Source organism: Achromobacter sp. Root83, assembly GCF_001428845.1.
Lineage (GTDB): Bacteria > Pseudomonadota > Gammaproteobacteria > Burkholderiales > Burkholderiaceae_B > Achromobacter.
In genome coordinates this window covers 586,121-610,981 of record NZ_LMIU01000012.1, presented here as the reverse complement: position 1 = coordinate 610,981, position 24,861 = coordinate 586,121, and the positions used below count along the sequence as shown (strand labels likewise).

Genomic DNA, 24,861 nt, shown 5'->3' with positions numbered 1-24,861 from the left:
TAAATTTCCGAGACAGCCAGCTTTCCGAGACATCCAGCTTCTGCCCTGCCCCGCTTATGCCGGCGACGGCGCCGCTCAACGCCAGGGAACCTTGCGATTCAAATGGTGGCGCGCATAAAGATCCGCCCCCATTCCATCGATCTGCCCGTCGATCAGCGCCTCGAAGGGATCGAGCAGCGAGTCGAAATTGCGCGGCGATTCGATGGCGTTCAGGGCGTGCGTTACGGCCTCGATGGTGGACAGCGCACCCGGCACGTCGGCATGACGCACGCGATAGCGCGTGGACAGCCCGGCAGGCAGCATGACCCGCGGCAAGGCGGCGAGCGCGGGATTGATATGCAGAAGTTTGCGCGCATGCCCCCACGTTCCGTCCGGCACGATGAGCGAAACGGGCACGCCCAGGTCGCCCCCATAGCCCGGCCCCAGCACCTCGGCCCCGTCACCCGGAAACAGCAGGCGCGGCGCATGGCCCGGCACCGACCAATCGCTTTCGGAAAAATACTCGCCCACCACCCTGCGCGCGCCCTCCAGGCCCAGCACGGCGAGCCTGGCCGTATTCAACGCGTGGCGCGCTTCGCTCGGGTGCTGCAGCACCACCACGCGCGTACGGCAGGACAGCGAGGGAATCCGGGCGCACAGACAGTGCGATTGAGGGCGCAGGCATCGCGTGCAGAGGGTACGGGACATGGGCGACACTATATCGAAAGCCGCCCGAACAAAAAAAAGTGAAAAAAAGCGGATCGACTTGCACACTTCAAAGAAAGTATGCATAATCTCGTTCCTCTGCTGCTGAACACGAAACAACGCGAAAGCGAAGCAACGTTAAAGCAACAGCGCCCAGGTGGCGGAATTGGTAGACGCGCACGGTTCAGGTCCGTGTGCCGCAAGGTGTGGAGGTTCGAGTCCTCTCCTGGGCACCAATTATTACATCACGAGGTACCTGTCGTGATGCGCCAAGTAAAACCCCGTACGCGTAAGCGTTCGGGGTTTTTGCTTTTCGGGTCCTGATCAAAGCGGCGCGCAGGGCCTGCGGCCCCGCGGCACCACGTCACGACCCGGGCCTCGTCACCGTAGCGCCGCCCCGGGCCTCGCTATCCAAGACCTGTTATTTCAGCACGCGCGTCATGACCACGTGCGGAATGCCGGCCTCGACGAACTCCTCGCCTTCCACCGTGAAGCCGTGCGCTTCATAAAAGCCCGCGGCATGCGTCTGCGCGTGCAGCACCAGCATGCGGTGGCCGTCTCCGTGGCCCTGCCCGATCAGCGCATCCAGCAATTGGCTGCCCACGCCCATTCCGCGCGCCCGCTTGTGCACGGCCATGCGGCCGATATGGCCATCGGGCAGCAGGCGCCCGGTGCCCATCGGCGTGCCGTCGGGCCCGTACGCCACGGCATGCACGGACACCGCGTCGTCGTCATCGAGCTCGACCTCGGGCGGCACGTTCTGTTCAACGACGAACACTTCGTGGCGCACTGAATAGGCATCCTCGCGCAGGCGATCCCACGTTCCCAAGGCGATACGCACCGTTGCTTGTTTGTTGGCCGACATGTCCTTTCCCTCGCGTGCAGCAAATGAATAAAAGAATCCTACGCCGCATTTTCGCAGGGATGAAGGAGGGACGAAAAGGGGTACGATCGCGGCTTGCCCACGACGCCCATGTTCCGCCATGCCGCCCGCCGCTCCCCCCGCCTGGTTGAAAGCCGCTCCCGCGCTCTTCCTGCTGCTGTGGTCCAGCGGTTTCGTCGTGCTCAAGGTGGGGTTGGCCTATGCTGATCCGCTGACATTCCTGGCCCTGCGCTACGCCTGCGTGGTGCTCATCCTGGCGCCCTTCCTGCTGGTGCTGCGCCCGCCCCCGCCAGCCCGGGCCCGCGCCTGGATCCATCTGGCCGTGGTCGGCCTTCTGTTGCAGGCAGGCTACTTCTGCTTCACCTATCTGTCGCTCAAACAAGGGATGTCGGCCGGCGGCCTGGCGCTCATCACGTCCCTGCAACCGATCCTGATCGGTTTGCTGGCGCCGGCGATCGCGCGCGAACAGGTCGACGCCAGGCGCTGGGCGGGCCTGGCATTGGGCGTGGCGGGGGCCGCGCTCGTCATCGTCGCCAAGGCCTCGATCGACGTGCTGGCGCCATTGGGCCTGCTGTTCGGGGTCAGCGCCCTGCTTTGCATCACCGGCGGCACCCTGTATGAAAAGCGCTTCGGCGCACAGACCCATCCCGTCACCTCCAATCTGGTGCAGTACACCGTCGGCCTTGCCGTCACCGCGCCGCTGGCCTACTGGCTGGAGCCGATGCATATCGAATGGACGGGGGCCCTGCTGGGTTCGCTGGCCTATCTGGTGGTGGGCAATTCCCTGGTGGCGATCACGCTGCTGTTGACCATGATCCGGCACGGTGAAGCCTCGCGGGTGTCCGCGCTATTCTTTCTGGTGCCGCCGTGCACGGCAGTCATCGCCCTGGTGATTCTGCGCGAGCCCATCCCCGCGCTCGCCTGGCCGGGCATGGCGCTGGCGGCCTTGGGCATTCTGCTGGTCACCCGCAAGACTAGCGGTGCGCCCAAGTAGAATAAGCGCCTTCCCGCCCCCCCACCCCGCGCCCATGAATGCCGTCGTCACCGCCGCCCTGCCAGTCTTTGCGCTGATCCTGACCGGCTGGCTGGCTGCCCGGTGGCGCGTGCTGGGCCCCGGCGCCACCGACGCGCTGAACCGCTACGTGGTCTACCTGTCCTTACCCGCGCTGCTGTTTCGCGCCATGACGCAGGTCGATTTGAAGCACATGGCGCATTGGGGTTTTGTCGCCGCATTCGCCGGCGGCATCGCGGTCACCTTCCTGGCATCCTTTCTGCCCGCCAGGCGCGCGCCTCATGCACTGACCGACCGCAGCATCGAAGGCCTCGCCGCGTCGTACGCCAACGCCGGCTATATGGGCATTCCGCTTTGCCTGGCGCTGTTCGGAGCGGAAAGCCTGGCGCCCGCGACCTTCACCACGCTGCTCACCGCCAGCGTGCTGTTCGGCTTCGCCATCGCACTCATCGAATTCGACCGCCAGCAGACGCCCAACCTGACCGCGACGCTGCTCAAGGTCGGACGCGCCCTGATGCGCAATCCGCTGCTGGTCGCCCCGGTACTCGGCCTGGCCTGGGCCGCCACCGGCCTGACCCTGCCGGAAGGCGTGGACCGCTACGTGTCCTTGCTGGGCGCATCCGCCAGCCCCTGCGCGCTGGTGACCATCGGCCTGTTTCTGGCGCAGACGGAAACCGCCAGCGCGGGCCCCGGTGTCTTGCGCCTGGTGGCAGGCAAGCTCTTGCTGCAGCCCGCCGTCACGGCGGTGCTCGCTTTCTACGTGTTTCCGATGCCGCCGCTGTGGGCGTGGACCGCCGTGCTGATGAGCGCGCTTCCCATCGGCACCGGCCCCTTCATGCTGGCCAAAATGTATGGCCGCGATGCCCGCGTGACCTCGCGCGCCATTCTGGTCAGCACCGTGGCCTCGGTGCTGACCGTCAGCCTGCTGGTGGCCTGGATCAGCGCACACCCTCTTTCCTGATTCATATCCATGCTGCTTGCCGTCGCCATCTTCATCTTCACCATCACCCTGGTCATCTGGCAACCCAAAGGCCTGTCCATCGGATGGAGTGCCGTGATCGGAGCGGGCCTTGCGCTGGCGACCGGCGTGGTTCACCTGGCCGACATCGCCGATGTCTGGCGCATCGTCTGGAACGCCACCGCCACCTTCATCGCCATCATCATCACCAGCCTGATCCTCGACGAAGCCGGCTTCTTCGAATGGTCCGCGCTGCATGTGGCGCGCTGGGGCGGAGGACGCGGACGGCTGCTGTTCGTGCTGATCGTCCTGCTGGGCGCCGCCGTCTCCGCGCTGTTCGCCAACGACGGCGCGGCGCTGATCCTGACGCCCATCGTCATGGAGATGCTGCTGGCGCTGGGATTTGGCCCCGGCGCCTCGCTGGCCTTCGTGATGGCCGCGGGCTTCATCGCGGACACCGGCAGCATCGCGCTGATCGTGTCCAACCTGGTAAACATCGTGTCGGCGGACTTCTTCGGCATCGGCTTCGGCGAATACGCATCGATAATGCTGCCGGTGAACCTCGTGGCCGTCGGCTCCACGCTGGCCGTCCTGCTGCTGTTCTTTCATAAGAGCATTCCCCCGCGCTACGACGTGAGCCAACTGCCGGCTCCCGCCTCGGCGATACGCGACAAGATCACATTCCGCGCCGGCTGGGTGGTGCTTGGCCTGCTGCTGGCGGGGTTTTTCATTCTGGAGCCCATGGGCATCCCGGTCAGCGCCATCGCCGCCGCGGGCGCGCTCGGCCTGCTGCTGATCGCGGGGCGCCAGCACGTCGTCGGCACCCGCCGGATCATGCGCGAGGCGCCCTGGCATATCGTGATCTTCTCGCTTGGCATGTACCTGGTGGTGTATGGCCTGCGCAATGCCGGCCTGACGGCCCATCTGGCGCAGGTACTGGACCGTTTCGCGGAACATGGCTTGTGGGGCGCGGCGATGGGCACCGGCCTGATCACCGCCTTTCTGTCGTCCGTCATGAACAACCTGCCGACGGTGCTGATAGGCGCGCTATCCATCGCGGAAACCACCGCCACCGGCCCCGTGCGGGACGCGATGATCTATGCCAACATTATCGGCAGCGATCTGGGCCCGAAGATCACGCCGATCGGCAGCCTGGCGACCCTGCTCTGGCTGCATGTGCTGGCGCGCAAGGGCCTGCGCATCACCTGGGGCTACTACTTCAAGGTGGGCATCGTGCTGACGCTGCCCGTGCTGCTGTTGACACTGGCGGCGCTGGTGTGGCGCTTGCAGTGAGCCCGCAGGCCACGGCGTCGGCCATATATAACTTTTAGTTATTAACGAAGCATGATTTGATGTTTTGAGAAATTTACAAGCCGTTTTAGACTCGCGGCTACTCTCCCGATTCACCCGAGACTTCCATGAGCGCCAACGCTTCCTCCCTGCCCCTGCCTTCGGCCTTGCCGCCCATCCGGATCAACCGCAAGCCGCTCTGGCTTGCGCTGCTGCTGGTGCTGGCGGGTGCCCTGTACCTGAACCAGACCGTCAGCTGGCGGCAGGGCGCGCTGTGGGTGATCGGCGCTTTGCTTGGCGTCACCCTTTATCACGCCTCGTTCGGTTTCACCCAGGCTTGGCGCGTGTTCGTATCGGATCGCCGTGGCGCGGGCCTGCGTGCGCAGATGTTCATGCTGGGCGTGGGCGTGCTGCTGTTTTTCCCCTTCCTGGCGGCAGGCACGTTGTTCGGCCAACCCGTAAGCGGCTTCGTATCGCCACCCGGCGTGTCCGTCGTGCTCGGCGCTTTCCTGTTCGGCATCGGCATGCAACTGGGCGGCGGATGCGCGTCGGGCACGTTGTTCGCCGTCGGCGGCGGCAATACCCGCATGGTCGTGACGCTGCTGTTCTTCATCGTGGGCTCGGTGATCGCCACCGCCAATTTCGGCTGGTGGTCCAGCCTGCCCGCGCTGGCGCCCACCTCGCTCATCAAGACCTGGGGGCTGGCTCCTGCGCTCATCGCCAACCTGGCGGTGTTCGTGCTGATCGCCTGGGCCGCCACGGCGCTGGAAAAGCGTCGCCATGGCCACGTGATCTCGTTCGCCTCGCGCACCGCCCGGCCCGCCTCGCTGTTGCAAGGCCCGTGGCCGCTGATCTGGGGCGGCGTGGCGCTGGTGGTATTGAACTTCGCCACGCTGGCGCTGGCCGGGCGCCCGTGGGGCATCACCTCCGCTTTTGCACTGTGGGGCGCCAAGGCGCTGAATGCCGTGACGGGCGACGTGGCCACCTGGGCCTACTGGAGCAAGCAGCCCTCGCTGGCCGCGCCGCTGCGCCAGGATGTCACGACTGTCATGGACATCGGCTTGATGCTGGGCGCACTGGCCGCCGCCAGCGCCGCCGGCAAGTTCGCCCCCATCTGGAAGGTCCCCGCCCGGTCGCTGGCGGGCGCCGTCATCGGCGGCCTGCTGCTGGGCTATGGCGCCCGCCTGGCCTTCGGCTGCAATATCGGCGCGTATTTCAGCGGCATCCTGTCGGGCAGCCTGCATGCCTGGCTGTGGCTGCCGGCCGCCTTCGCTGGCAGCGCGCTGGGCGTCCACCTGCGCCCGCTGTTCGGCCTGGCTGTCGAAAAGACGCCGCCCGCCTCGAGCTGCTGAGTATCAGCGCCTCAAGAATGGTCCCCTGAAATTCAGGGGATTTTTTTTTGGGCGCACCCCGGCTCCGGCACGCGGCTCCCGGCGTGCGCCGCCTTCCCGGCGCGCGCACCCCGCCATCCATTCATTCATCGGCCAGACGGCTGGGCTGGTGTATGGTGGCTCCATTCCGAAATACGGAGAGGGACATGAACTGGATTGCTGGCCGGTACTCGGCCTTTTTCTTGACCTTGGCGGGCGCCGCGATCACAAGCGCGCTGGCCGCGACACGCTCGCTATGGTGGCTGACCGCCGCCGTCCCGCTGCTGATGCTGGGCGCCCTGGGCGTCTATGACCTGATCCAGACGCGGCATGCGATCCGGCGCAACTACCCGGTCCTGGGCAACCTGCGCTTTCTCTTCGAGTTCATCCGCCCCGAGATCCGCCAGTACTTCCTGGAAGACGACACACAAGCCTCGCCGTTCTCGCGCGCGCAGCGTTCCATCGTCTACCAGCGCGCCAAGCGCGAGATCGACAAGCGCCCCTTCGGCACCCAGGAAGACGTCTATGGCGACCGCTACGAATGGATCAACCATTCGATGTCGCCATCGCACATCAACGACACGGATTTCCGGGTCACCGTGGGCGGCCCGGAATGCACGCAGCCCTATTCCATGTCGGCGTTCAACGTGTCCGCCATGAGCTTTGGCGCGCTGTCCGCCAACGCCGTCCTGGCATTGAATGAAGGCGCCCGCCAGGGCAACTTCGCGCACGACACCGGCGAAGGCGGCATCAGCCGCTACCATCGGCAGCCGGGCGGCAGCCTGGTGTGGAACATCGGCTCGGGCTATTTCGGATGCCGCGACGAACAGGGCGCGTTCTCCGAAGAGGCTTTCGTCAAGAACGCCTGTACGCCGCAGGTCAAGATGATCGAAATCAAGCTGTCGCAAGGCGCCAAGCCCGGTCATGGCGGCATCCTGCCCGCGGGCAAGGTGACCCCCGAGATCGCCGAAGCGCGCGGCGTCGCCGCCTGGCAGGACTGCAACTCGCCGGCCAGCCATTCCGCCTTCGACACGCCTATCGGCCTGATGAAGTTCGTGGCGCGCCTGCGCGAGCTCTCGGGCGGCAAGCCGGTCGGCTTCAAGTTCTGCGTCGGCCACCCTTGGGAGTGGTTCGCCATCGTCAAGGCCATGCTGGAGACCGGCATTACCCCGGACTTCATCGTCGTGGACGGCGCCGAAGGCGGCACGGGTGCCGCGCCCGTGGAGTTCGTCGACCACGTCGGCACGCCGTTGCGCGAAGCGCTGCGGCTGGTCCACAACACGCTGATCGGCGTCAACCTGCGGGATCGCATCAAGCTAGGCGCGTCGGGCAAGATCATCACCGCCTTCGACATGGCCCGTGTCATGGCCATGGGCGCCGACTGGTGCAATGCTGCGCGCGGCTTCATGTTCGCCATCGGCTGCATCCAGGCCCAGGCCTGCCACACCGGGAAATGCCCCACGGGCGTCACCACGCAAGATCCCTTGCGCCAGCGCGCGCTGGTCGTCCCCGACAAGGCGCAGCGCGTGGCCAACTTCCATAAGAACACCCTGCATGCGCTGGCGGAACTGCTGGCGGCGGCCGGTCTGACCCACCCCGGCCAATTGCGCCCGCACCATATCGCGCGTCGCATCTCGTCCAGTGAAATCCGTCTGCTGTCCGCGCTGTTCCCCGAACTTTCCCCCGGCGAGCTGCTGCGCGGGGAATTCCGCCACCAGGTGTTCCGTGCGGGCTGGGCGATGGCGCAAGCCCAGTCGTTCCAACCGACCCACGACATCACCACCGCCCTGGCGCAGGAACACGCTGCCCCGCGCGTAGCGGGCTACGCCTGAAGCGGCTGGCCGGGCGCTACAGCCAGCGCTCGAACATCCGCGAGAAAATCTCCATGAAGCGGTCATCCACGCCCCGGTCCTTCCAGGCCTCGGGCGTGATACGCACGGAGTCTTCCACATCGCGCTGGAACAGCGCTTCCATCTCGGCCGCGAACTCGGGGCCCAGCACCACGGCATTGACCTCGTAATTCAAGGCAAAGCTGCGCCAGTCCATGTTGCTGGAGCCCACCGTAGACCAGACGCCGTCCACCACCGCCGTCTTGGCGTGCAGCAGCGCATCGCGCCGCTCATAGACCTTGACGCCGGCGCGCAGCAGATCGGTGTAGTGCGACCGCCCGGCATTGAACACCAGCGATGAATCGCTGAAACCGGGCAACACCAGAACCACATCCACGCCACGCCGGGCGGCGGCCGTCAGCGCGTCGATGAACGCCGGATCGGGCACGAAGTACGCCATGGTGATATGTATGGATTTCTGCGCGCTTTCAAAGGCGGACATCAACGTGAGATAGACGGTATAGCCGTCGCTGCGATCGGGCTGATTGGCCAGAATCCGCACGCGTGTCGTTCCCGCAGGCGGCGCGACATACGTGCCGCCGCCCTTGATGGGTTCCTTGGCCTGCGATTCCCAGCCCGACTGGATGACCTGTTCGAGTTGCGCCACCGCCGGGCCCTCGATGCGCAGATGCGTGTCGCGCCATGGTGAGGACTTAGCGTCGCCGGCGGGCTGCGCATCGGCCTTCCCCGCGCCGGACCCCGCCCCGGAGCCAGTGCCCGACCGCCCCCCGCTACCCGATAGGGACGACGACTCGTAGACGCTGCTGACGTTGATCCCGCCCAGGTAGCCGACCTTGCCGTCCACCACCAGCACCTTGCGGTGATTGCGCTGATTGGGCGACCAGCCGGCCCGCGCGCGCGCCGGGTTGACCGGGTTGAATACCGCGACCTGAACCCCGTTATCGCGCAGGCGCTCGAACAAGGCGTCGGGCGTATTGAGGGTGCCCACCGCATCGACCATCAGGGACACCTCGGCGCCGCGCTTGCGCGCCGCGATCAGGGCGTCCGCGAACCGCGCCCCTTCCGCGTCGTCCTCGAAAATATAGGTTTCCATGTGGACATACCGGCGCGCCTGCCCGATGGACTGCAGCATGGCCTTATAGGTGCTGGGGCCGTCCGCGAGCAGCCACACCCGGTTGCCGGGCACGAGCGGCGCGCCGCTGACCGCCTGCTCCACCGCCAGATGGCGTGCCAGAAAATCGTCTTTCGGTGTTTGCGGATCCGCCGCGATGCCCTGGCCGCGGCGGTAGCTGTCGCGCGCCGCGTCGGCGGACAGGCCCGCCTGCGCGGCGCGCGCCTGGCGCTCTTGTGCGTCGGGAACGCTGGCGCAGGCAGCCAGCACGGACGCGGCGCAGGCCAGCAGCAGCGCGCGCGTCCATCGCATCGCGCCAGCCACGCCATGCCGCGGGCCCACGCCTGGCCCGAACCGGCCCAAGGCCGGTGGCGGTCTCATGATGCGCCTTTAGCGCCGGCTTCCCGCTACCAGGCAGCAGCCGAGCAAGGCGCCTACCACCGCGGCCACCCCTACCGACTTCCAGGCGTTTTCGTGAACGTATTCGTCCGCGTAGGCGGTTGCGCGGCGCGCGCGCTCCCGGGCAACGCCTTCCCATTCCCCCGCGGATTCGCGCGCATCGGCCAATTGGCGCTTGAGGCGGGCGCGAGCCGCCTCGATTTCGGAGCCCGTGTACGAAGCCGTCGAACGCAAAAGGTCTTCGGTCCCGGCAAGCAGCTCGTGCAAGCTGTCGTTCACCCGTTCACGATGCAAAGCCATCTCAGCGCGCTGGTGCTTTCGATTCATGGTCGCTCCTTATGCTTATTGGGTCTCCCGGCATATGCCTGCCTGACGCAATGCAACATCGCGTCAGCCGCGGGGCGCCGCCCCGCTCGACCGAAGCCCCATTGTGACCGTCATCGGCGGGCCCTGCCCGAGCTTTCGCAACCAGCCGTAAACCGATATTTCAGCGGACCGAAACTTGCTGGGGATAAGCACCGGCCCTGTTGGCGGTCCGCCAAAGCAGATCGGCGGACGGCCCGCCGATCTTCCCCCATTTCGTAAAAGTCCATTGCATTCAGAGGCTACGCGCTTGACACGCAAACCCCCTCACCCGCCACAATAGGCCTTTGCAATGCGCTTCAACCGCCTCAAAAAGGAACTGAACGCATGGTTTCCCCATCCGCACTGCTTGCCCCCGTCGCGCCGGAGTTCCTTGCGCGGCAACTCCAGCGCCCCAGCGACGAGCAGATCGAACTGCGCGACGGGCTGACGGACACCCCAGCTCATATCGATCCAAAGTTCCTCTACGACGCACTGGGCTCATCGCTGTTCACCGCCATAACCCAGTTGCCCGAGTATTACCCCACGCGCTGCGAAGCCGAGATCTTCCAACGCCATGGCGGCGACATCGCGCGCCACATCGGGCCGGTCCAGGCGCTGGTCGACCTTGGCGCCGGCGATTGCGTGAAGGCCGAGCGGCTTTTTTCGAGCCTGCGGCCCAGCCACTACGTGCCCGTCGATATCTCGGTCGACTACCTGCAAGCCGCCGTGCGCAGGCTCAAGCTTTCGTATCCCGACTTGAGCATCCACGCCGTTGGCCAGGACTTTTCCCGCACCCTGGACCTGCCCGCCGACATCCCCGCTGAGCAGCGGCTGTTCTTCTATCCCGGCTCCAGTATTGGCAATCTTGGCCCCGACGACGCCTACGCCATGCTGCGGCGGATACGCGCCGCCTGCCCGGGCGGCGGGCTGCTGGTGGGCGTGGACCGCGTCAAGCCCAGGCAAGTGCTGGAACCCGCCTATGACGACGCCCTGCACCTGACGGCGGCGTTCAACCTGAATCTGCTTCGCCACGTCAATGCCGTGCTGGACAGCGACTTCGATGTGGGCGACTGGCGGCACGTTGCCATTTTCAACAGCGCCCTGTCCCGCATGGAAATGCACCTGGAAGCGCAGCGCGCGCTGCGCGTGACCTGGCCCGGCGGCAAACGCGAGTTCCGCCCCGGCGAACGCATACACACGGAAAACTCATACAAATTCACCCCGCAGGCTTTCGGCGACCTGCTCCATGGCGCGGGCTATCGCGATGTCGCGCACTGGTCAGATTCGAACGGCTGGTTTTCCGTTTTCAGCGCCCGCGCCTGACGCGCAACGCACCCACCCCGCCACAGAAGGATCGCCATGGAACCCGCTTGCCTGTTGACTCATCCCGCGATCGGGCCGTACGCCGCGGGACAAGCGGGACAGCACGACCGGTACGACGCCGTCCGCGCCACCAGCACGGCCCTGGCCGCGCCCCTGAGTCCCGAGGACTGCCAAGTGCAATCCATGCCGGACTGCAGCCCCGTCAAATGGCATCTGGCGCACACCACCTGGTTTTTCGAGACCTTCCTGCTCACGCGCTTCGAGCCTTCCAGCCCGCCATTCCATCCGCAATACCGGATGCTGTTCAACTCCTACTACAACGCCATCGGCGCCAAGCATCCGCGCCCCCAACGCGGGCTGCTGTCGCGCCCGCCGCTCGCCGAAGTGCTGCGCTACCGCCAGCACGTCGACGACGCCATGCATGCGTTGATCTCGCGCCTCGGCGGCAACGACCCGGCCTTCGATACCTTGCTCGAACTCGGCCTGAATCACGAGCAGCAGCATCAGGAACTGATCCTGACCGACATCAAGCACATGCTGTCGGCCAACCCGCTCAAGCCGGCCTACGTGGCGGCGGGCTCGCCGGCCCTGCCGCCCGCCACCCCCACGGGTTGGACCCGCTACGCGGGCGGCATCACACGAGTCGGCCACGACGGGCACGGGTTCGGTTTCGACAATGAAGGCCCCGCCCACGACGTGCTGCTGGCGCCGTTCCACTTGGCCGACCGCCTGGTGACGCAGGACGAATATCTGGCCTTCATCCGCGACGGCGGGTATAAGCGCCCCGAACTGTGGCTGTCACTGGGTTGGGATCTGATTTGCGCCCAAGCGTGGCGGGCGCCGCTTTACTGGGAAGAAGAGCAAGACCAGTGGCGCGCCTTCACCTTGCACGGCATGCAGGACCTGGAGTCGCAGGCGCCGGTCACGCACGTCAGCTATTTCGAGGCCGATGCGTATGCCCGCTGGGCCGGCGTGCGCCTGCCGCGCGAAGCCGAATGGGAGCACGCGGCCCGCCAACTGGCGGAAGACACATTCTCCGAACGCGCCAACATGCTGGAAAACGGGCACCTGGATCCTCGCCCCGCCCCGTCGGCCAATGGGTCGGGTGGTCCGGTGCAACTGTTCGGCGATGCCTGGGAATGGACATCCAGCGCCTACGACGCCTATCCCGGCTTCCAGCCGGACGCGGGCGCGGTCGGCGAATACAACGGCAAATTCATGTGCAATCAGTTCGTGCTGCGGGGTGGCTCCTGCGTCACGCCGCGCGACCATATCCGTCCCAGCTACCGCAATTTCTTCCCGCCCGAGGCGCGGTGGCAGTTCTCCGGCATCCGGCTCGCCCGCGACGCTTGAACGGGGCGTAAATCCACGTTTCGGCTCGCTTGCGCATCCGAAAAATTTCATGCTAGAATTTCGTTCTTCGTTGATCAGCGCTTTGCCAGAAAGACGAAAAGATGGCGCATTAGCTCAGCCGGTTAGAGCGACGGAATCATAATCCGCAGGTCCCCTGTTCGAATCAGGGATGCGCCACCAAGAATTTAAAAGGCCCTCACTTCGGTGAGGGCCTTTTGCATGGGCCGCGGTCCCCTGGCCACAGCCCCCCCTGCCGCAGATACTCGCGGCGGCAGGGGGCCTACCCCAAAATCAACTATATCCCGCGCAACGTGTCGCGGCGCTTGCCGCCCCAGGTTGCGGCCAGGCTTGCCACGAACGCACCAATGAGCATCGAGGCGAAGCCCCACAAGGCGAACGCAGCCGCGGCCTTTCTTGCCGTGTCGGCCGCTTCCTTGGCTTTTTGCTTGGCGTCCTCGGCAGCCTTCTTGGCATTCTGGATCGCCTGCTCGACGCGGCGTTGCGCCACGGCGGGCTCCAGACCCGTTTGAGCGGCGACCACCTTCACGACGTAATCACGGTCCTCCGGCGTCATGTCGCCGCGCGTCAGACTCATGGCCACGATCCGGCCCACCTCGCCTCGCGCCGCGTCGCGGTCACCTCCCGCTTCGGGGCGCTCCGCGCGCAGCAGGGTATCGGTGAAATAGTCGGTCGCCCGCTCCATGCCACCCCCGCTTGCGCCCGCCGCCGCGGTGGCCGTCACGGCCGTGCCGGCCCCCGCCGCGACGGATGCGCCTGCCTTAGCCGCGCCCGAGGCCAGAGACGCAAGCGCCGAACCCAGCAGGGCCGCGCTGACCACGGCGCTCAAGGCCCACACCAGAAAACCGTGCGCCGTGTCGCGGAAGTAGATTTCATCGGAATGCACATCCACCCATTTCGTCCGCAGCCGGCCGGCCACGTAGCCGCCAATGCCATAGGCGACGATCTGGGTGAACAGCATCCAGACGATGATGCCGATACCAACCGCCGGGGCGGACATGCCTTCGTCGCCCCAAGGCGAGACAGACAGAAAGCCCAGGCCGGTGCCGCCGGCGAACAGCGCCAGAGACAGCGCGGCGGCAATCACCGCACCGGCGAAGACCGCCGCCCATGAGACGGCGGAAATCGCGGACTCACGGGGAGGAACCGCGTAGGGCTGGCTCAATGAAGATGCGTTTTCCATGGTCAATCCTTGTTCATTGTGTTTCGTGGCCGCAAGAGCGGCTCCGAAGTGGGAAACGGCGTGCGTCAGTGCCAGAACAACGCCAGCAGAATGATGATCGGGATGGGCACGCCCAGCAGCCACAGCAGAATGGAACGCATAAAAACCTCCTTGGATGTCTTTGTTGCCTGACGGGCAATGAAACCGCTTACGCCAGGTCTATCGTGCCCGGGGATCGAGGATCCGGCGCGGGCGGGGTGGGATCGAGCGCGTCGGGGTTGTCGGCCGGGCGATTTGGATCGGGCCGAGGATCATCCGGCGGTAGATTGCCGGGAAGCGCGGGATCGTCGGACGGCAGGCTGTCCGGCGTGCCGGGCTCTCGATGCGGGGGCTGGGACATGATGTCTTCTCCTCAAGCGGCGCCTAACGCGCCTTGCCCCTGTCAGCAAATCGCGTTCCCGCCTGACGCCGCACGCAAAAAAGCCCTCTTGCGAGGGCTATTCGTGAGTGGGCGCGACGATCAGTTTTTGGGCTTGCCCTACAGGGGAGCCTCCCGGCCTTGCGCATCGCCAGCCCCCAGAAAGGCCACGACGGCGGCCTTGCCCGCGGTCGAGGCTTCAACCAGGCTGCCGTAGCGCTTATCCGAGTAATTGGTGCTGCGCACATTGCCCGATTCCGGATCAAGCAGCGTGATGATCCACGCGAACTCGCCCGGCGTCAGTTGCCGCACCTGCAAGGTGGCGCGCGTGCCGGGACGCAATCGTTGCGACATGGGGCGGCCTCTTCAGTGTTTTGATACTGCCATCGTAGCGCATACCGGACGACCGCAAGCACGGCGCCGCCTCGAAATATGCTGCGCCCGCACATGGCATTCATGCTGCATACCCCGCGGCAAATACACCACAAAGCACGGGTCCCGCCAGGAAAACCCTAGGGCGCAGGCCTGCAATACAGGCGCACAATCAACACAAACATACAGACCGCTCAGCGGCGCCGCATCCCTTTAATCAGGCGAGGACGGAGACAACATGACTTACGTAGCAGTGGTTATAAGCTGTTTGATGGTTGTGGGTATCGTCGCGTTGGTGATTCAAACGATTCAAAGCGCGGGGCCCGAGCCCTGGCTGAAGATATCAGCGGCGATTGTCAGTTCCACCTTTGCATCGCTCTTGTTGATTCCGCTGGGATACGCCGTCGCCCAGAGCATGCTCATCGAGTAATTCCCGTCGCTTCAACGCCGCGCCTTCACGCTATGCGTGTTTGGCCGGTCTGCCGCGCGTCGCCGCCCAACACAACAATGAACCGGCGGTGACCATGGCTACTCCCTGCCAGAACGACGTCGTCAGCGGGGTGGACAGCCATACCGCGGCGAAGACGGCGGAAAACACGGGCGTGAAATAGGAGGCGGTCGCCAGCAGAGTCAGGTTGCCCCGCAGGATTCCCACGTTCCAGAATGCATAGCCGGCCGCCATGGCGCTGCCGGTCACGCACAACTCGATCGTGGCGCTTGCGGTAAAGGCAAGCGGGGGCTCCGCGCTCAAGAGGTACTTGGCCCATAAAACGGCGGCGGTGAGCATGAAAAACAGCGCCACACCATTCTTGCCGTCGGCAAAGCGCTTCGTCACGTTGCAATACACGGCCCAGATGATGGCGCCGCTGAATGCCAGCCCATAACTGAGAGGATTGCTCAAGATGTTGGACGCCGTGCGTTCCAGGGAAAGGCCGCCCGACCCGCCCACCACCCACACGATGCCGCAAACCGACAACAAGATGCCCGGCACCACCAACACGCCCGCGCGCTGGCCGTTGATGAGCATGGCGAGAATCACCGTGAAACAAGGCCACAGGTAATTGATGATCCCTAACTCGATGGCCTGCCCCCGATTGGCGGCGAAGCCCAGCGACAGCGACAGGCATATCTCATAGGCGACAAACAAAATGCTGCCCACGAGCAGGTATGAACGGGGAAAACTGCGCAGCTTGGGAAATCCCAGCAACAGCACCAGGAGTATCGACCCCACCGTATAGATCAGCGCCGCGCCGCCAATGGGACCGAAATCCTCGCTGACGCCGCGGATCAAGCCGACAACGGTGCCCCACAACAATATCGCCAGCAAACCTGACAGGGTGGCCGCTCTGCGGCCGGGAGTGAAGTGCATTGCCGATTCCGATTGCCCGCTGACCGCGCCGAATGACCTGGGCAGGCCCGGCGCCAAGGCGGGAAGTTTAGCGAAAACCGAACAAGCTGTACTGACTCGCCGGCAGATGGGGATCTATGCCGGCAACAGACCCACCACGACGAAAGAGGGAGAAAAAGCCGAATGGCCATTTCAATACGCAGATTGAGCGACGTGCTGGCCAGCACGGAGTCGGGCCGGCTCTATCGGATAGAGGTGTTCTTGCAAGCGGATGATCCGCGCCGCGCCGCCCCCCCGCCCATCGACACCCGCTACATACTCAGGACCACGGATGGAGAACACGTGATGGCACTGGGCGACAAGCGCTACCGGCTGAAATCGGGCGAGATCCTGACGGCCTTGACCCCGCCCTCCCAGGAAACCTGAAGGCGGGTTCCACAGCAAGCGGCGGGTTCACTGATCCAGCGCCACTCTCCGCTTGCCCTGCCCCTTGGCCTTGTACAGCGCCACATCGGCGCGCTCGAGCAATTGCAGCATGGTGGTGCCGGATTGCGGAAAGACCGCGATGCCCACGCTTGCCGACACGGCGACGCGGACATTGGGATATGGCAGCGACAGGCTTTCCACCAGGGCTTCGGCGACCTGCTTCGCATTTTCTCGATTGGCGCCCATCAAGAGCACCGCGAATTCGTCGCCGCCCAGCCTCGCGGCCACGTCGGACAGCCGGATAGCTCTCGCCATCCGCTCGGCGGCCTCTTTCAGCACCGTATCGCCCGCGGCATGGCCGTGCATGTCATTGACCGCCTTGAAGCCATCCAGGTCGATCGCCAGGATCGAGAATTCATCGCCGCTACGCTGCGCCACGGCCAGTTCCCGCAGCACGAGTTCGCCGAACAGCACCCGGTTGCACAGCCCCGTCAGCGGATCGTAGTGCGCCAGGTGTTGCGCGCGCGCCAGCATGCGCGAAGCCTGCAGCATGGCGGCCCCCACCTCCTGGGCTTCCTTGATCCGCGTGGCCGGCAGCTCAACCGTGCGCCCCTCGCCCAGCGCCAGCGCTGGCGCCACCAGCCCCTGCACGGCCGAGGTCAGCCGGCTCGCCAGCTTCAGGGCCAGCCACAGGCCCAACCCGAAAGCGATCAGCGTGCCCAGGCCGATCCAGGCAATGGAGCGGTAAAGATCCGAGGTCAACAGTGTCATCGGGGCGCCGGCGGCGACCGTCCAGCCGGACAGCGCCGAGCGGCTGAACGCCGTGTAGACGGGCGTTCCTTCCTTGGTAACGGTTTCCAGCGATCCCTCGCCTTCCTGCTGTACGGCGCGCGCCAACGCGGGCACCGCCTTTTGCCCCACGAATCGCGAGGTGTCCCGCGTGCGGGCAACGATGGTGCCGGAGCCGTCCAGCACGGCCGCCACCCAGCCCTCTGGCAGCGCGCGCCGGCCCAGCACGCTGCCGATCCGCTCGGGCGACAGCCCCACATTCAGGCTGTAGACCACCTCGTCGCCCCGCAGCACGGGCACTCCGAGGGCGATCGAGGGATCGCGCCCGGCGCCGTCCGAGAACAGGCCGGTGAGCACGGGCATGCGCGATTGAAAAACGCGAATCAATTCCTCCGGCGCGCTACTGGCCGGCAACGCGGTGCCATACGGCACCTGCGTATTGATGAGCTGGCGTCCATCCTTGCTGAGCAAGACATAGCTGTCCACGATCTGGAATCTCACCGATTCGCGCGCCCGCTGATGAAAACCGGCCAGGTCTCCGCCGATCAGGTCGGGGGACGTGGCCAGCATCTGCAAACCGGCTTCGACGCCGGTCAGTTCACGGTCGAGAATGGCGGTGAGATTGCGCGCCAGGAAAATCGTGTCGCGAAAAATCCGTTCTTTCTGGATGACGAAGCTTTGGTGCACAGCCGCGGACGCCACGATCAACGCGGGCGTTATGCAGGCGAAGACCAAGGCCAGCAGGCCGGTTCGCATGGAATACCGCTGCTGGCGCCGCGGACGCGCGCCAGCGAGGCCGTCGCCGTCAGCCATGGCGCGGCGCCTCCAACGCAGTCCGCGCAGCGCGGACATCCCACCGAAACAGCAGCCCTGGCCTCATGTACCTCCCGATACGTCCTTCATGGTCTGCGGCCTGGCCCAATTTACTCCCAAACGGTTCGATGCGACCTGCTTATCGGCCACCGCAGACCGCGCCTGCAATGACGCAGGAAAGGCGGCTGGATGAATCCAGCCCGCCCTTTGTCGCTACCGGTCTTCGAGGTCTGGCGTGCCCGTGAACTGGCTCCTGAGCAAGGTTAACGCCCCTTTCTCCGCCAAGGCCTCGTTCGGAAACACATGCTTGGTGTCTTCAAGAACCGGAAATCCGAAGACCCTTACACGGGAGTGATATCCCTCGGGGGTCTCGGCGAACTCGATGTCGAAATTGCGCTCTTCGATCCAGCCCGATCGATGCAGTTTCCATTCCATATGCAACACGCTCCTGAGTGGCGAAGTTGACACGAAAGGCCGCCCCCCGAAAGGGCCGACGCTGCTACACCATACACCCGTCCAGCAGCGGACGGACGGACACTCGTTGGCGTGCGCCCATCCGCATCTATATCGCTACTTGCCTTCGGACGGGGTGTCTTCGACCTGGGGGGCTGGCATCCCGGACGAAGGCGAGAACAGATCCCAGCTTGCCATGAACAAGGCGGCGACAAGCGGGCCGATCACGAACCCGTTCAAACCGAACAAGGCCATGCCGCCCAACGTGGAGATCAGCACCACGTAGTCCGGCATCTTGGTGTCCTTGCCCACCAGGATGGGGCGCAGCACGTTGTCGACCATGCCGATGACCAGCACCCCGAAAGCGATCAGCGCAACCCCCTTGATCGTGGCCCCCGTCAGCAGGAAGTAGATCGCCACCGGCGCCCAGATCAGACCGGCGCCGATTGCGGGCAGCAGCGACAGAAAACCCATGACCACGCCCCAAAGCAGCGCGCCCTGGATCGACAGGATCGAAAAGATGATGCCACCCAGCAAGCCCTGCGCCGCCGCCACCGCGACGTTGCCCTTGACGGTGGCGCGCACCACGGTGGTGAACTTGCGGAACAGATGCTGCTTGTGCATGTCGCTCAGGGGCACCGCGCGCTTCAGGCGAGCCGAGAGCTGCGGCCCGTCCCGCAACAGGAAAAACAGCAGGTAGAGCATGATGCCAAAGCCGATCACGAACTGGAACGTGTCCTGTCCGATGCTCAGGGCCTGCGTGGCCAGGAACTGGCTGGCCTGCATCGCGCCCGCGGTGAGCTTTTCCTGCAAGCTGGGAATGTCCGCCAGATCAAAGCGCGCCAGCATGTCGTGCACGGATGACGGCAGCGCCGCCATGGCCTGTTGGAAATAGGCGCCGAAATTGATCTGCCCTGACTTGATGCTCTGATAGAGGTTCGCCCCTTCCCGCACCAGCGACCCGCTGATGACGACCAAGGGCAGGATCACCAGCAGCAACACCAGCAGCAAGGTGATCAGCGCGGCGAGATTGCGCCGCCCCCCAATCCGCGCGACCAGACGGCGCTGCAAGGGAGCAAAAAGGATGGCAAGGATGGTGCCCCAGAAAACGGCGCCATAGAAAGGCCACAATAACCAGCCGAACGCGATGGTGACCACCACGAGCAGGAGCAGAAAGGTTCTGTAGTGCACGCTGGAAGATTGGCTCATATTCCGTCCAAGGCGCGGCGCACGCCGCGAGAGCCGCATTGTACAAAGCGCGGCCGGACGGCGCTCGGCGACCCGCGCGCGTCCCGGAACACTAGGGCGCGGGCGAGGCGCGGCCCGCCGCCTCCAGCAGGATGGCGCGGGCCTGCTCAAGCCCCTCGGATTGCGCGTTCAAGCCCTGCAGCCGCAGATTCAATTCCTGCTGGAGGGTGGGCGTCGCCACGCGAGCCTGACCTTCCACCAGCAGAACCTCTTCGGCATGGTCCGCGACAAAGTCCGCCACCCCCAGGGCATCGCGGGCGGCCGAGTCCATTTTTGACGCCGCATCCATCATTTCCGCCGCGGGCGCGCTCACCGCCTCGTCATAGACGCCGTCATAGACAGGCGCCAGATCGGCGGGCAGCGCCAGCGCGGCCCGGGCCTTGTCCGCTTTGGCGCGGGCACTCTGAAGTTTCGACGCGCTCTGGGCCAGGGTCTTGCGCGCGGCTTCGAAGCTGTCCCTGCGCTCCACGATGTCGGCGACGGAGCGGATGGTTTCCACGGCCAGCACCTCCCGTAGCGGCTGGGCGGCCTCGGTCAGGGCATCCTGAAAATCGGTGATTACCTCATAGGCGTCGGCGTAGCCGCCCACGGCCTCTTTCTCGGCCTTGCTGAGCGCGCCAATGGGCACCAGCGTGGCGCCGTTTATCCGGGCTTGGAGCAACTGTATGAACGCGACGCGCTCCTGAGGCTCTTTATTGACGCAGGCCGACAGAAGCAGCATGGAGGCCATCGCCAAGCCCGCCACGCACGCGCGAAACAAGATCATGCACATCCTCCTCGCATGCAGATTCATGAAAATCAGAACCCGCCCCGGAGGGCGGGCGCCTTCCGGCAAATTATCCGGTAGCACCGTCCCGCATCCGCCGGCGGGCGGATTTTGTTGCCATCGAAGCGAGTTGACACAGGGCGGTGGGCCATGGCGCGAAGTATGCCAGCACCCGGACACCACGGGCCGTCCGCGCATCCTCTAAAATACGCGTTTCGGCCGCTGGCGGCCGTTCGCAACATTGGCTTGGCCTCACGACATGACTCAGAACGCTTCGTCCCATTCCTGGGGCTTCAACCATCCCGAGTGCCGCGGGGCCGCGGCATTGCTGTTTTTCATGGATGACCTGGCCCGGGTCGTGAATCAGTATCTGGGCAACGGCCAATTGTCGGATGAAGCCCTGGCCGACGCGCAAAAGGCGGTCGACGCGCTGCTGAGCCGCTACGTGGATATCCAGGCAGCGCCGGGCGCCTTCAACGACGAAGCCATCGAACTCGCGCTGGAAACCGTCGCCCAGGCGGACGGCACGAGCGGCGCCCAGGTGGCGCTGCGGATGTCGCCTCGGCTCGAGGGCTTGATCATCGAAGCCCAGCGCCAGGCCCGGCCCGCCGCGCACTGACCAGGCCGGCAGGGCCTCGCCTGGCCCCCCTGGCCAAAAAAGACTTGCCAACCTTGTCAACTAGCGATAATATCGTTGGTTGATATCCGCGAGCGCCTCGCGCCAGGATAGCAAGTAGTACAGTACCCCAGCAGTACCCCCGCAGTATCCCAGCGCCTGACCGTAACGCGACCCGCCACTGCAATTCGCACCCGCGACCCGCATTTACACCACCAGGCCACCCGAAAGCCCCTTCGGAATTGCGAAGTACAACGCGAAAAACGCAATCCCGGGGCCCGATCTGGAATAAGCGCCTTCACCGAACCGGCAGTCCGGCTTGGCTAGAAGCAACCACACATATCCTGCGGCAAAACGCCGCAACCGCCAGAGCCTCCCGCTCTGAGCCAACTCTCAGGCCGCGAGAGCGCACGCATACACAAGAACAAGTCTTGCATGCGCATGCCGAACGGCCTGAACCGATGCCAACTCGGACTGATTGATGGCATCGCGCCGTTCCCCGTGCGCGCACAAACATGAGAATGCGCAAAGGGCCGGCAGCAGCAATGCGTTAGTGTCATGAAGCTCCTGTCCAATTGAACCCGGCTGGACCAGGCAAGCGGCAAGGATGCGCGGCGTTGATGACGCCCCGATCCTGCGCGACATGGCAGACGCAGCTTTTCAAATAACTAGAACTTAAGAGATCACACACCATGAATACTCGTTTCACTACCTCGGATCTGATCCGCCGTCCCGCTCACACCAAGCTGGACAATATGCCGATCCACATCGGCGATATCGTTTACCTGAAGCCGGCCAATGGCCCGGAAATCCGCGCAACGGTGATTTTCAACGCGCCCATCAACGGCACGACCACCTACACGACCGAAGTCGTGCCCTGCGGCGCGCCCGCGCAAAAGGCTCCCGGCCAGCGCATCCGCTTCCGCCACGAGCACGTGCATCGCATCGAACCCGTGCGCCGCGGCGCACGCTGAGCTAGCTCAAATCCGCCGCGTTTCCAACGCGGCGGTTTTCATTTTGTGCGTGATAAAGTCCCGGCATACCCTGCCCTGGCGACATCAACATGCAAAACAGCCGTCTCGCGGTCCGCATCTGGGACCTTCCAACCCGCGCATTCCATTGGACGCTCGTCGTCTGCATCGTGGGCGCGTTCGTCAGCGTGAAACTCGGCGGGCTGTACATGGATTGGCATGTGCGCTTCGGCTGTACGGCGCTGGGCCTGATCCTCTTTCGCCTGCTGTGGGGCTTTTTCGGCCCGCGCTACGCCCGCTTCGCGCACTTCGTGCGCGGCCCCGCGGCGGTGGCCAGGTACCTCAAGGGCGCGGCCCCTCCCGCCGGCCACAATCCGCTTGGCGCGCTGTCGGTCCTGGCCTTGCTGCTGGTGGTGGGGTTTCAGGCGGTCAGCGGCTTGTTCGCCACCGACGACATCATGACGCAGGGCCCGCTGTTCGGGCATGTCAACGAAGCCACCGCCAGCGCCATGACTTCCTGGCACAAGCTCAATGAATGGGTCATTATCGGCCTGATCGCCTTGCATCTGGCGGCGGTGGCCTGGTACGCGGTGGTGCGCCGCAAGCGCCTGGTCCGCGCCATCATCACCGGCAATGTCGATGCCAAAGACATCCCTCCCGGCACGCCGCCCACGCAGGACGGCCTGGCGATCTGGCTGCGCGCCCTGCTGCTGGGCGCATGCGTGACCGGCCTGGTGCTGTGGATACGATCCCTGGAAGTCATGTCGGACATGTCTTTCTCCTGAGCGCACCAAAAGAAAAAGCCCGCCAAGCGGGCTTTTTTTCGCACTGGCGCCGTCCGCGGACGGCCCCGGGACTTACTTCTTCTTGCGGTAGGCGTCGTGACAGGCCTTGCAGCTTGCGCCCACATCACCAAAGGCCGCGCGCAGCTTGTCCAGATCGCCGGCGTCGGCGGCGGCCGACAGCTTGACGATGTTGTCCTGAAACGCCTGCTGCTTCTGCTTGAAGCCGGCGGCGTCGCTCCAGATTTCCGGACGGGCGTCGCCGCCTTCCGTGCCAGGGCCGAAAGCCGTCCACGGCAATGCCGACAGCGTCTTCAAGACGTCGACATTGGCTTTGATCTGCGCGGGATCATAAGGCGCCTGCCCCTTGACCACCGGCGCCATGCGCCCAAAATGCGAACCCATCAGCGACAGCGCCGATTGGCGGTACTTGACCGCGTCCTCGGGCTTGGCGAACTGCGCGGAGGCGGACGTCGCCAGCAACGGACCCACCGTCATACAGGCCAGCGCGACGAGCGTGGACAACTTCTTCATTGCATTCTCCCGTAGGTACAACGTGAACGCCGCGCGCGTGGCGCGCGCGGCAGGGCGACTATACCGCCCGGGCCAGCTCGGCAGCCAGCCCGATATAGGAGCGCGGGGTCATCGCCAACAGGCGGGCCTTCGGCTCTTCGGGCAGCGCCAGGCCCTGGATGAATTCTCGCAGAGCCTCTTCGGTAATGCCCTTGCCGCGCGTCAAGGCTTTGAGTTGTTCGTACGGTTGCGGCAGGCCATAGCGGCGCATGACGGTTTGCACGGGCTCGGCCAGCACTTCCCAGCACGCATCGATGTCGGCGTCGATGGTGGCCACGTTCACTTCGAGCTTGCCCAGGCCGCGCATGCAGGCATCCCAGGCGACCAGGCAATAGCCCAGGCCCACCCCCAGGTTGCGCAGGACCGTGGAGTCGGTCAGGTCGCGCTGCCAGCGGGAGACCGGCAGCTTGTCGGCCAGATGGCGCAGTACGGCATTGGCCAGCCCAAGATTGCCTTCGGAGTTTTCGAAGTCGATCGGGTTGACCTTGTGCGGCATGGTCGAAGAACCGACCTCCCCTTCCTTCAGGCGCTGCTTGAAATAGCCCAGCGCCACGTAGCCCCAGATATCGCGGTCCAGGTCCAGCACGATGATGTTCGCGCGCGTGATCGCGTCGAACAGGGCCGACATCCAGTCGTGCGGCTCGATCTGGATGGTGTGGCGGTTCTGGGTCAGGCCCAGGCCGGCCAGCACGCGCTGGCTGAAGGCGGGCCAGTCGATCTCGGGATAGGCGGACAGGTGGGCGTTGTAGTTGCCGGTCGCGCCGTTGAGCTTGGCCAGAGGCTGGACCGCCTCGACGGCGGCAATGGCGCGGTTCAGGCGCGCGGCCACGTTGGCGAATTCCTTGCCCAGCGTCGTCGGGCTGGCGGGCTGGCCGTGCGTGCGGGACAGCATGGGCTGGTCGGCCTGGGCCACGGCCAATTCATTCAACTTGGCGGCGACCTCCTGCAGGCGCGGCACCACGACCTGATCGCGGGCGCGCGAAAGCATCAGCGCGTGCGAGGTGTTGTTGATGTCCTCGGAGGTGCAGGCGAAGTGGATGAACTCGGCGGCGCGAGCCAGTTCGGCGTCATCGGCGACTTTTTCCTTCAGCCAGTATTCGACGGCCTTGACGTCATGGTTCGTGACGCGTTCGATGTCCTTGATGCGGCCGGCGTCTGCTTCGGAGAAATTCTCGACGAGCTGACGCAGGCGGGCACGGGCGCCCTCGGAGAACGCGGGCAGTTCCGGCAGGCCGGCATCGGACAGGGCAACCAGCCAGGCCACCTCGACTTCGACACGGTGCGCCATGAAGCCGGCCTCGGAGAGCAGACCGCGCAGCGCGTCGCCCCGGGAAGCGTACCGGCCATCCAATGGCGAAAGGGCATTAAGTTGGCTCAATTGATCGGCGATTTGCATGGTCTGGGAAAGAAAAAGCTACGGATGGGAAAACCCGACGATTTTATCATCCGAGGACGCGCAACATTGTGGCAAACTGGCGAAGATTCCGGCCAGCGGACGATTCGACGTCGTGCGGCCTGCTATACTTCG

26 protein-coding genes and 2 tRNA genes are annotated in these 24,861 nt (G+C 65.0%); 14 read left to right on the top strand and 14 right to left on the bottom strand.

Going from position 1 to position 24,861, the window contains the following annotated elements; genetic code table 11:
• Positions 1 to 75 precede the first annotated feature (75 nt).
• Positions 76 to 687, bottom strand: coding sequence for a tRNA-uridine aminocarboxypropyltransferase (locus tag ASE30_RS15215; RefSeq protein WP_057285212.1), 612 nt, complete (start codon positions 685 to 687; stop codon positions 76 to 78).
• 148 nt (positions 688 to 835) lie between these two features.
• On the opposite strand from ASE30_RS15215, the gene ASE30_RS15210 reads away from it, so the two are divergent.
• Positions 836 to 920: transfer RNA gene (locus tag ASE30_RS15210), tRNA-Leu, on the top strand.
• A gap of 185 nt (positions 921 to 1,105) precedes the next feature.
• Here the strand turns inward: ASE30_RS15210 and ASE30_RS15205 are convergent.
• The gene (locus ASE30_RS15205) at positions 1,106 to 1,549 is read right to left on the bottom strand and encodes a GNAT family N-acetyltransferase (protein ID WP_057285113.1); all 444 of its coding nucleotides are present in this window, start codon (positions 1,547 to 1,549) and stop codon (positions 1,106 to 1,108) included.
• A gap of 118 nt (positions 1,550 to 1,667) precedes the next feature.
• On the opposite strand from ASE30_RS15205, the gene ASE30_RS15200 reads away from it, so the two are divergent.
• From ASE30_RS15200 to ASE30_RS15180, 5 genes are all read left to right on the top strand, one after another.
• On the top strand, positions 1,668 to 2,561 hold the full coding sequence (locus tag ASE30_RS15200; RefSeq protein WP_057285112.1) for a DMT family transporter: 894 nt from the start codon (positions 1,668 to 1,670) through the stop codon (positions 2,559 to 2,561).
• A gap of 34 nt (positions 2,562 to 2,595) precedes the next feature.
• Positions 2,596 to 3,540, top strand: a complete 945-nt coding sequence (locus ASE30_RS15195) for an AEC family transporter (RefSeq protein WP_057285111.1) — start codon at positions 2,596 to 2,598, stop codon at positions 3,538 to 3,540.
• A gap of 9 nt (positions 3,541 to 3,549) precedes the next feature.
• The gene (locus ASE30_RS15190; protein WP_057285110.1) at positions 3,550 to 4,830 is read left to right on the top strand and encodes an arsenic transporter; all 1,281 of its coding nucleotides are present in this window, start codon (positions 3,550 to 3,552) and stop codon (positions 4,828 to 4,830) included.
• A gap of 125 nt (positions 4,831 to 4,955) precedes the next feature.
• Positions 4,956 to 6,179, top strand: coding sequence for a YeeE/YedE family protein (locus ASE30_RS15185; RefSeq protein ID WP_057285109.1), 1,224 nt, complete (start codon positions 4,956 to 4,958; stop codon positions 6,177 to 6,179).
• Between the two features lie 185 nt (positions 6,180 to 6,364).
• The gene (locus ASE30_RS15180) at positions 6,365 to 8,029 is read left to right on the top strand and encodes an FMN-binding glutamate synthase family protein (protein ID WP_057285108.1); all 1,665 of its coding nucleotides are present in this window, start codon (positions 6,365 to 6,367) and stop codon (positions 8,027 to 8,029) included.
• A gap of 16 nt (positions 8,030 to 8,045) precedes the next feature.
• Here the strand turns inward: ASE30_RS15180 and ASE30_RS15175 are convergent, their stop codons facing one another.
• A complete protein-coding gene (locus tag ASE30_RS15175) occupies positions 8,046 to 9,470 on the bottom strand; it encodes a phosphatidylserine/phosphatidylglycerophosphate/cardiolipin synthase family protein (RefSeq protein ID WP_235515271.1) in 1,425 nt (474 codons plus the stop codon).
• 78 nt (positions 9,471 to 9,548) lie between these two features.
• Positions 9,549 to 9,884, bottom strand: coding sequence for a YqjD family protein (locus ASE30_RS15170; RefSeq protein ID WP_057285106.1), 336 nt, complete (start codon positions 9,882 to 9,884; stop codon positions 9,549 to 9,551).
• 363 nt (positions 9,885 to 10,247) lie between these two features.
• On the opposite strand from ASE30_RS15170, the gene egtD reads away from it, so the two are divergent.
• From egtD to ASE30_RS15155, 3 genes are all read left to right on the top strand, one after another.
• Positions 10,248 to 11,225, top strand: coding sequence for an L-histidine N(alpha)-methyltransferase (egtD, locus tag ASE30_RS15165; RefSeq protein ID WP_057285105.1), 978 nt, complete (start codon positions 10,248 to 10,250; stop codon positions 11,223 to 11,225).
• A 36-nt stretch (positions 11,226 to 11,261) separates the two neighbouring features.
• On the top strand, positions 11,262 to 12,578 hold the full coding sequence (gene egtB, locus ASE30_RS15160; protein ID WP_057285104.1) for an ergothioneine biosynthesis protein EgtB: 1,317 nt from the start codon (positions 11,262 to 11,264) through the stop codon (positions 12,576 to 12,578).
• 103 nt (positions 12,579 to 12,681) lie between these two features.
• Positions 12,682 to 12,758 (top strand) — tRNA-Met (locus tag ASE30_RS15155).
• Between the two features lie 115 nt (positions 12,759 to 12,873).
• Here the strand turns inward: ASE30_RS15155 and ASE30_RS15150 are convergent.
• From ASE30_RS15150 to ASE30_RS15145, 3 genes are all read right to left on the bottom strand, one after another.
• Positions 12,874 to 13,779, bottom strand: coding sequence for a hypothetical protein (locus ASE30_RS15150; RefSeq protein WP_057285103.1), 906 nt, complete (start codon positions 13,777 to 13,779; stop codon positions 12,874 to 12,876).
• Positions 13,780 to 13,966: 187 nt separating this feature from the next.
• A complete protein-coding gene (locus tag ASE30_RS28560; protein ID WP_082601585.1) occupies positions 13,967 to 14,158 on the bottom strand; it encodes a hypothetical protein in 192 nt (63 codons plus the stop codon).
• 138 nt (positions 14,159 to 14,296) lie between these two features.
• Positions 14,297 to 14,530: a hypothetical protein gene (locus tag ASE30_RS15145; RefSeq protein ID WP_057285102.1), complete on the bottom strand. Its 234-nt coding sequence runs from the start codon at positions 14,528 to 14,530 to the stop codon at positions 14,297 to 14,299.
• A 256-nt stretch (positions 14,531 to 14,786) separates the two neighbouring features.
• Between ASE30_RS15145 and ASE30_RS15140 the strand changes: the two genes are divergently transcribed.
• On the top strand, positions 14,787 to 14,978 hold the full coding sequence (locus ASE30_RS15140) for a hypothetical protein (protein WP_057285101.1): 192 nt from the start codon (positions 14,787 to 14,789) through the stop codon (positions 14,976 to 14,978).
• A gap of 30 nt (positions 14,979 to 15,008) precedes the next feature.
• Here the strand turns inward: ASE30_RS15140 and yddG are convergent, their stop codons facing one another.
• Positions 15,009 to 15,917, bottom strand: a complete 909-nt coding sequence (gene yddG / locus ASE30_RS15135) for an aromatic amino acid DMT transporter YddG (protein ID WP_057285100.1) — start codon at positions 15,915 to 15,917, stop codon at positions 15,009 to 15,011.
• 162 nt (positions 15,918 to 16,079) lie between these two features.
• Here yddG and ASE30_RS15130 point away from each other — a divergent pair, with 162 nt between their 5' ends.
• Positions 16,080 to 16,322 carry a hypothetical protein gene (locus ASE30_RS15130; protein ID WP_057285099.1) on the top strand — a complete coding sequence of 81 codons (243 nt, stop codon included), beginning with the start codon at positions 16,080 to 16,082 and terminating at the stop codon, positions 16,320 to 16,322.
• Positions 16,323 to 16,349: 27 nt separating this feature from the next.
• On the opposite strand, the gene ASE30_RS15125 is transcribed toward ASE30_RS15130, so the two are convergent.
• From ASE30_RS15125 to ASE30_RS15110, 4 genes are all read right to left on the bottom strand, one after another.
• Positions 16,350 to 17,924, bottom strand: a complete 1,575-nt coding sequence (locus ASE30_RS15125) for a sensor domain-containing diguanylate cyclase (protein WP_057285211.1) — start codon at positions 17,922 to 17,924, stop codon at positions 16,350 to 16,352.
• Between the two features lie 213 nt (positions 17,925 to 18,137).
• Complete coding sequence (locus ASE30_RS15120; RefSeq protein ID WP_057285098.1) at positions 18,138 to 18,359, bottom strand: hypothetical protein; 222 nt, start codon at positions 18,357 to 18,359, stop codon at positions 18,138 to 18,140.
• Between the two features lie 135 nt (positions 18,360 to 18,494).
• The gene (locus tag ASE30_RS15115; RefSeq protein ID WP_057285097.1) at positions 18,495 to 19,586 is read right to left on the bottom strand and encodes an AI-2E family transporter; all 1,092 of its coding nucleotides are present in this window, start codon (positions 19,584 to 19,586) and stop codon (positions 18,495 to 18,497) included.
• A 91-nt stretch (positions 19,587 to 19,677) separates the two neighbouring features.
• Positions 19,678 to 20,391 (bottom strand): DUF3053 family protein, encoded by a 714-nt coding sequence (locus ASE30_RS15110; RefSeq protein ID WP_057285210.1) that lies wholly within the window; start codon positions 20,389 to 20,391, stop codon positions 19,678 to 19,680.
• A gap of 259 nt (positions 20,392 to 20,650) precedes the next feature.
• Between ASE30_RS15110 and ASE30_RS15105 the strand changes: the two genes are divergently transcribed.
• From ASE30_RS15105 to ASE30_RS15095, 3 genes are all read left to right on the top strand, one after another.
• Positions 20,651 to 21,010 carry a hypothetical protein gene (locus ASE30_RS15105; RefSeq protein ID WP_057285096.1) on the top strand — a complete coding sequence of 120 codons (360 nt, stop codon included), beginning with the start codon at positions 20,651 to 20,653 and terminating at the stop codon, positions 21,008 to 21,010.
• 689 nt (positions 21,011 to 21,699) lie between these two features.
• Positions 21,700 to 21,981, top strand: a complete 282-nt coding sequence (locus tag ASE30_RS15100; RefSeq protein WP_057285095.1) for a hypothetical protein — start codon at positions 21,700 to 21,702, stop codon at positions 21,979 to 21,981.
• An 89-nt stretch (positions 21,982 to 22,070) separates the two neighbouring features.
• Entirely contained in the window at positions 22,071 to 22,763 is a 693-nt protein-coding gene (locus ASE30_RS15095) for a cytochrome b/b6 domain-containing protein (RefSeq protein WP_057285094.1), read from the top strand.
• A 72-nt stretch (positions 22,764 to 22,835) separates the two neighbouring features.
• Here ASE30_RS15095 and ASE30_RS15090 read toward each other — a convergent pair whose 3' ends face one another.
• Both ASE30_RS15090 and purB read right to left on the bottom strand, forming a co-directional pair.
• On the bottom strand, positions 22,836 to 23,294 hold the full coding sequence (locus ASE30_RS15090; protein WP_057285093.1) for a cytochrome c: 459 nt from the start codon (positions 23,292 to 23,294) through the stop codon (positions 22,836 to 22,838).
• A gap of 58 nt (positions 23,295 to 23,352) precedes the next feature.
• A complete protein-coding gene (gene purB / locus ASE30_RS15085; protein WP_057285092.1) occupies positions 23,353 to 24,729 on the bottom strand; it encodes an adenylosuccinate lyase in 1,377 nt (458 codons plus the stop codon).
• Positions 24,730 to 24,861: the final 132 nt, after the last annotated feature.

Bases quoted from the DNA above. Each gene is read 5' to 3' on its own strand.
- ASE30_RS15215 (WP_057285212.1), bottom strand. From the start codon at position 687: ATGTCCCGTACCCTCTGCACGCGATGCCTGCGCCCTCAATCGCACTGT.
- ASE30_RS15205 (WP_057285113.1), bottom strand. From the start codon at position 1,549: ATGTCGGCCAACAAACAAGCAACGGTGCGTATCGCCTTGGGAACGTGG.
- ASE30_RS15200 (WP_057285112.1), top strand. From the start codon at position 1,668: ATGCCGCCCGCCGCTCCCCCCGCCTGGTTGAAAGCCGCTCCCGCGCTC.
- ASE30_RS15195 (WP_057285111.1), top strand. From the start codon at position 2,596: ATGAATGCCGTCGTCACCGCCGCCCTGCCAGTCTTTGCGCTGATCCTG.
- ASE30_RS15190 (WP_057285110.1), top strand. From the start codon at position 3,550: ATGCTGCTTGCCGTCGCCATCTTCATCTTCACCATCACCCTGGTCATC.
- ASE30_RS15185 (WP_057285109.1), top strand. From the start codon at position 4,956: ATGAGCGCCAACGCTTCCTCCCTGCCCCTGCCTTCGGCCTTGCCGCCC.
- ASE30_RS15180 (WP_057285108.1), top strand. From the start codon at position 6,365: ATGAACTGGATTGCTGGCCGGTACTCGGCCTTTTTCTTGACCTTGGCG.
- ASE30_RS15175 (WP_235515271.1), bottom strand. From the start codon at position 9,470: ATGCGATGGACGCGCGCGCTGCTGCTGGCCTGCGCCGCGTCCGTGCTG.
- ASE30_RS15170 (WP_057285106.1), bottom strand. From the start codon at position 9,884: ATGAATCGAAAGCACCAGCGCGCTGAGATGGCTTTGCATCGTGAACGG.
- egtD (WP_057285105.1), top strand. From the start codon at position 10,248: ATGGTTTCCCCATCCGCACTGCTTGCCCCCGTCGCGCCGGAGTTCCTT.
- egtB (WP_057285104.1), top strand. From the start codon at position 11,262: ATGGAACCCGCTTGCCTGTTGACTCATCCCGCGATCGGGCCGTACGCC.
- ASE30_RS15150 (WP_057285103.1), bottom strand. From the start codon at position 13,779: ATGGAAAACGCATCTTCATTGAGCCAGCCCTACGCGGTTCCTCCCCGT.
- ASE30_RS28560 (WP_082601585.1), bottom strand. From the start codon at position 14,158: ATGTCCCAGCCCCCGCATCGAGAGCCCGGCACGCCGGACAGCCTGCCG.
- ASE30_RS15145 (WP_057285102.1), bottom strand. From the start codon at position 14,530: ATGTCGCAACGATTGCGTCCCGGCACGCGCGCCACCTTGCAGGTGCGG.
- ASE30_RS15140 (WP_057285101.1), top strand. From the start codon at position 14,787: ATGACTTACGTAGCAGTGGTTATAAGCTGTTTGATGGTTGTGGGTATC.
- yddG (WP_057285100.1), bottom strand. From the start codon at position 15,917: ATGCACTTCACTCCCGGCCGCAGAGCGGCCACCCTGTCAGGTTTGCTG.
- ASE30_RS15130 (WP_057285099.1), top strand. From the start codon at position 16,080: ATGGCCATTTCAATACGCAGATTGAGCGACGTGCTGGCCAGCACGGAG.
- ASE30_RS15125 (WP_057285211.1), bottom strand. From the start codon at position 17,924: ATGGCTGACGGCGACGGCCTCGCTGGCGCGCGTCCGCGGCGCCAGCAG.
- ASE30_RS15120 (WP_057285098.1), bottom strand. From the start codon at position 18,359: ATGGAATGGAAACTGCATCGATCGGGCTGGATCGAAGAGCGCAATTTC.
- ASE30_RS15115 (WP_057285097.1), bottom strand. From the start codon at position 19,586: ATGAGCCAATCTTCCAGCGTGCACTACAGAACCTTTCTGCTCCTGCTC.
- ASE30_RS15110 (WP_057285210.1), bottom strand. From the start codon at position 20,391: ATGATCTTGTTTCGCGCGTGCGTGGCGGGCTTGGCGATGGCCTCCATG.
- ASE30_RS15105 (WP_057285096.1), top strand. From the start codon at position 20,651: ATGACTCAGAACGCTTCGTCCCATTCCTGGGGCTTCAACCATCCCGAG.
- ASE30_RS15100 (WP_057285095.1), top strand. From the start codon at position 21,700: ATGAATACTCGTTTCACTACCTCGGATCTGATCCGCCGTCCCGCTCAC.
- ASE30_RS15095 (WP_057285094.1), top strand. From the start codon at position 22,071: ATGCAAAACAGCCGTCTCGCGGTCCGCATCTGGGACCTTCCAACCCGC.
- ASE30_RS15090 (WP_057285093.1), bottom strand. From the start codon at position 23,294: ATGAAGAAGTTGTCCACGCTCGTCGCGCTGGCCTGTATGACGGTGGGT.
- purB (WP_057285092.1), bottom strand. From the start codon at position 24,729: ATGCAAATCGCCGATCAATTGAGCCAACTTAATGCCCTTTCGCCATTG.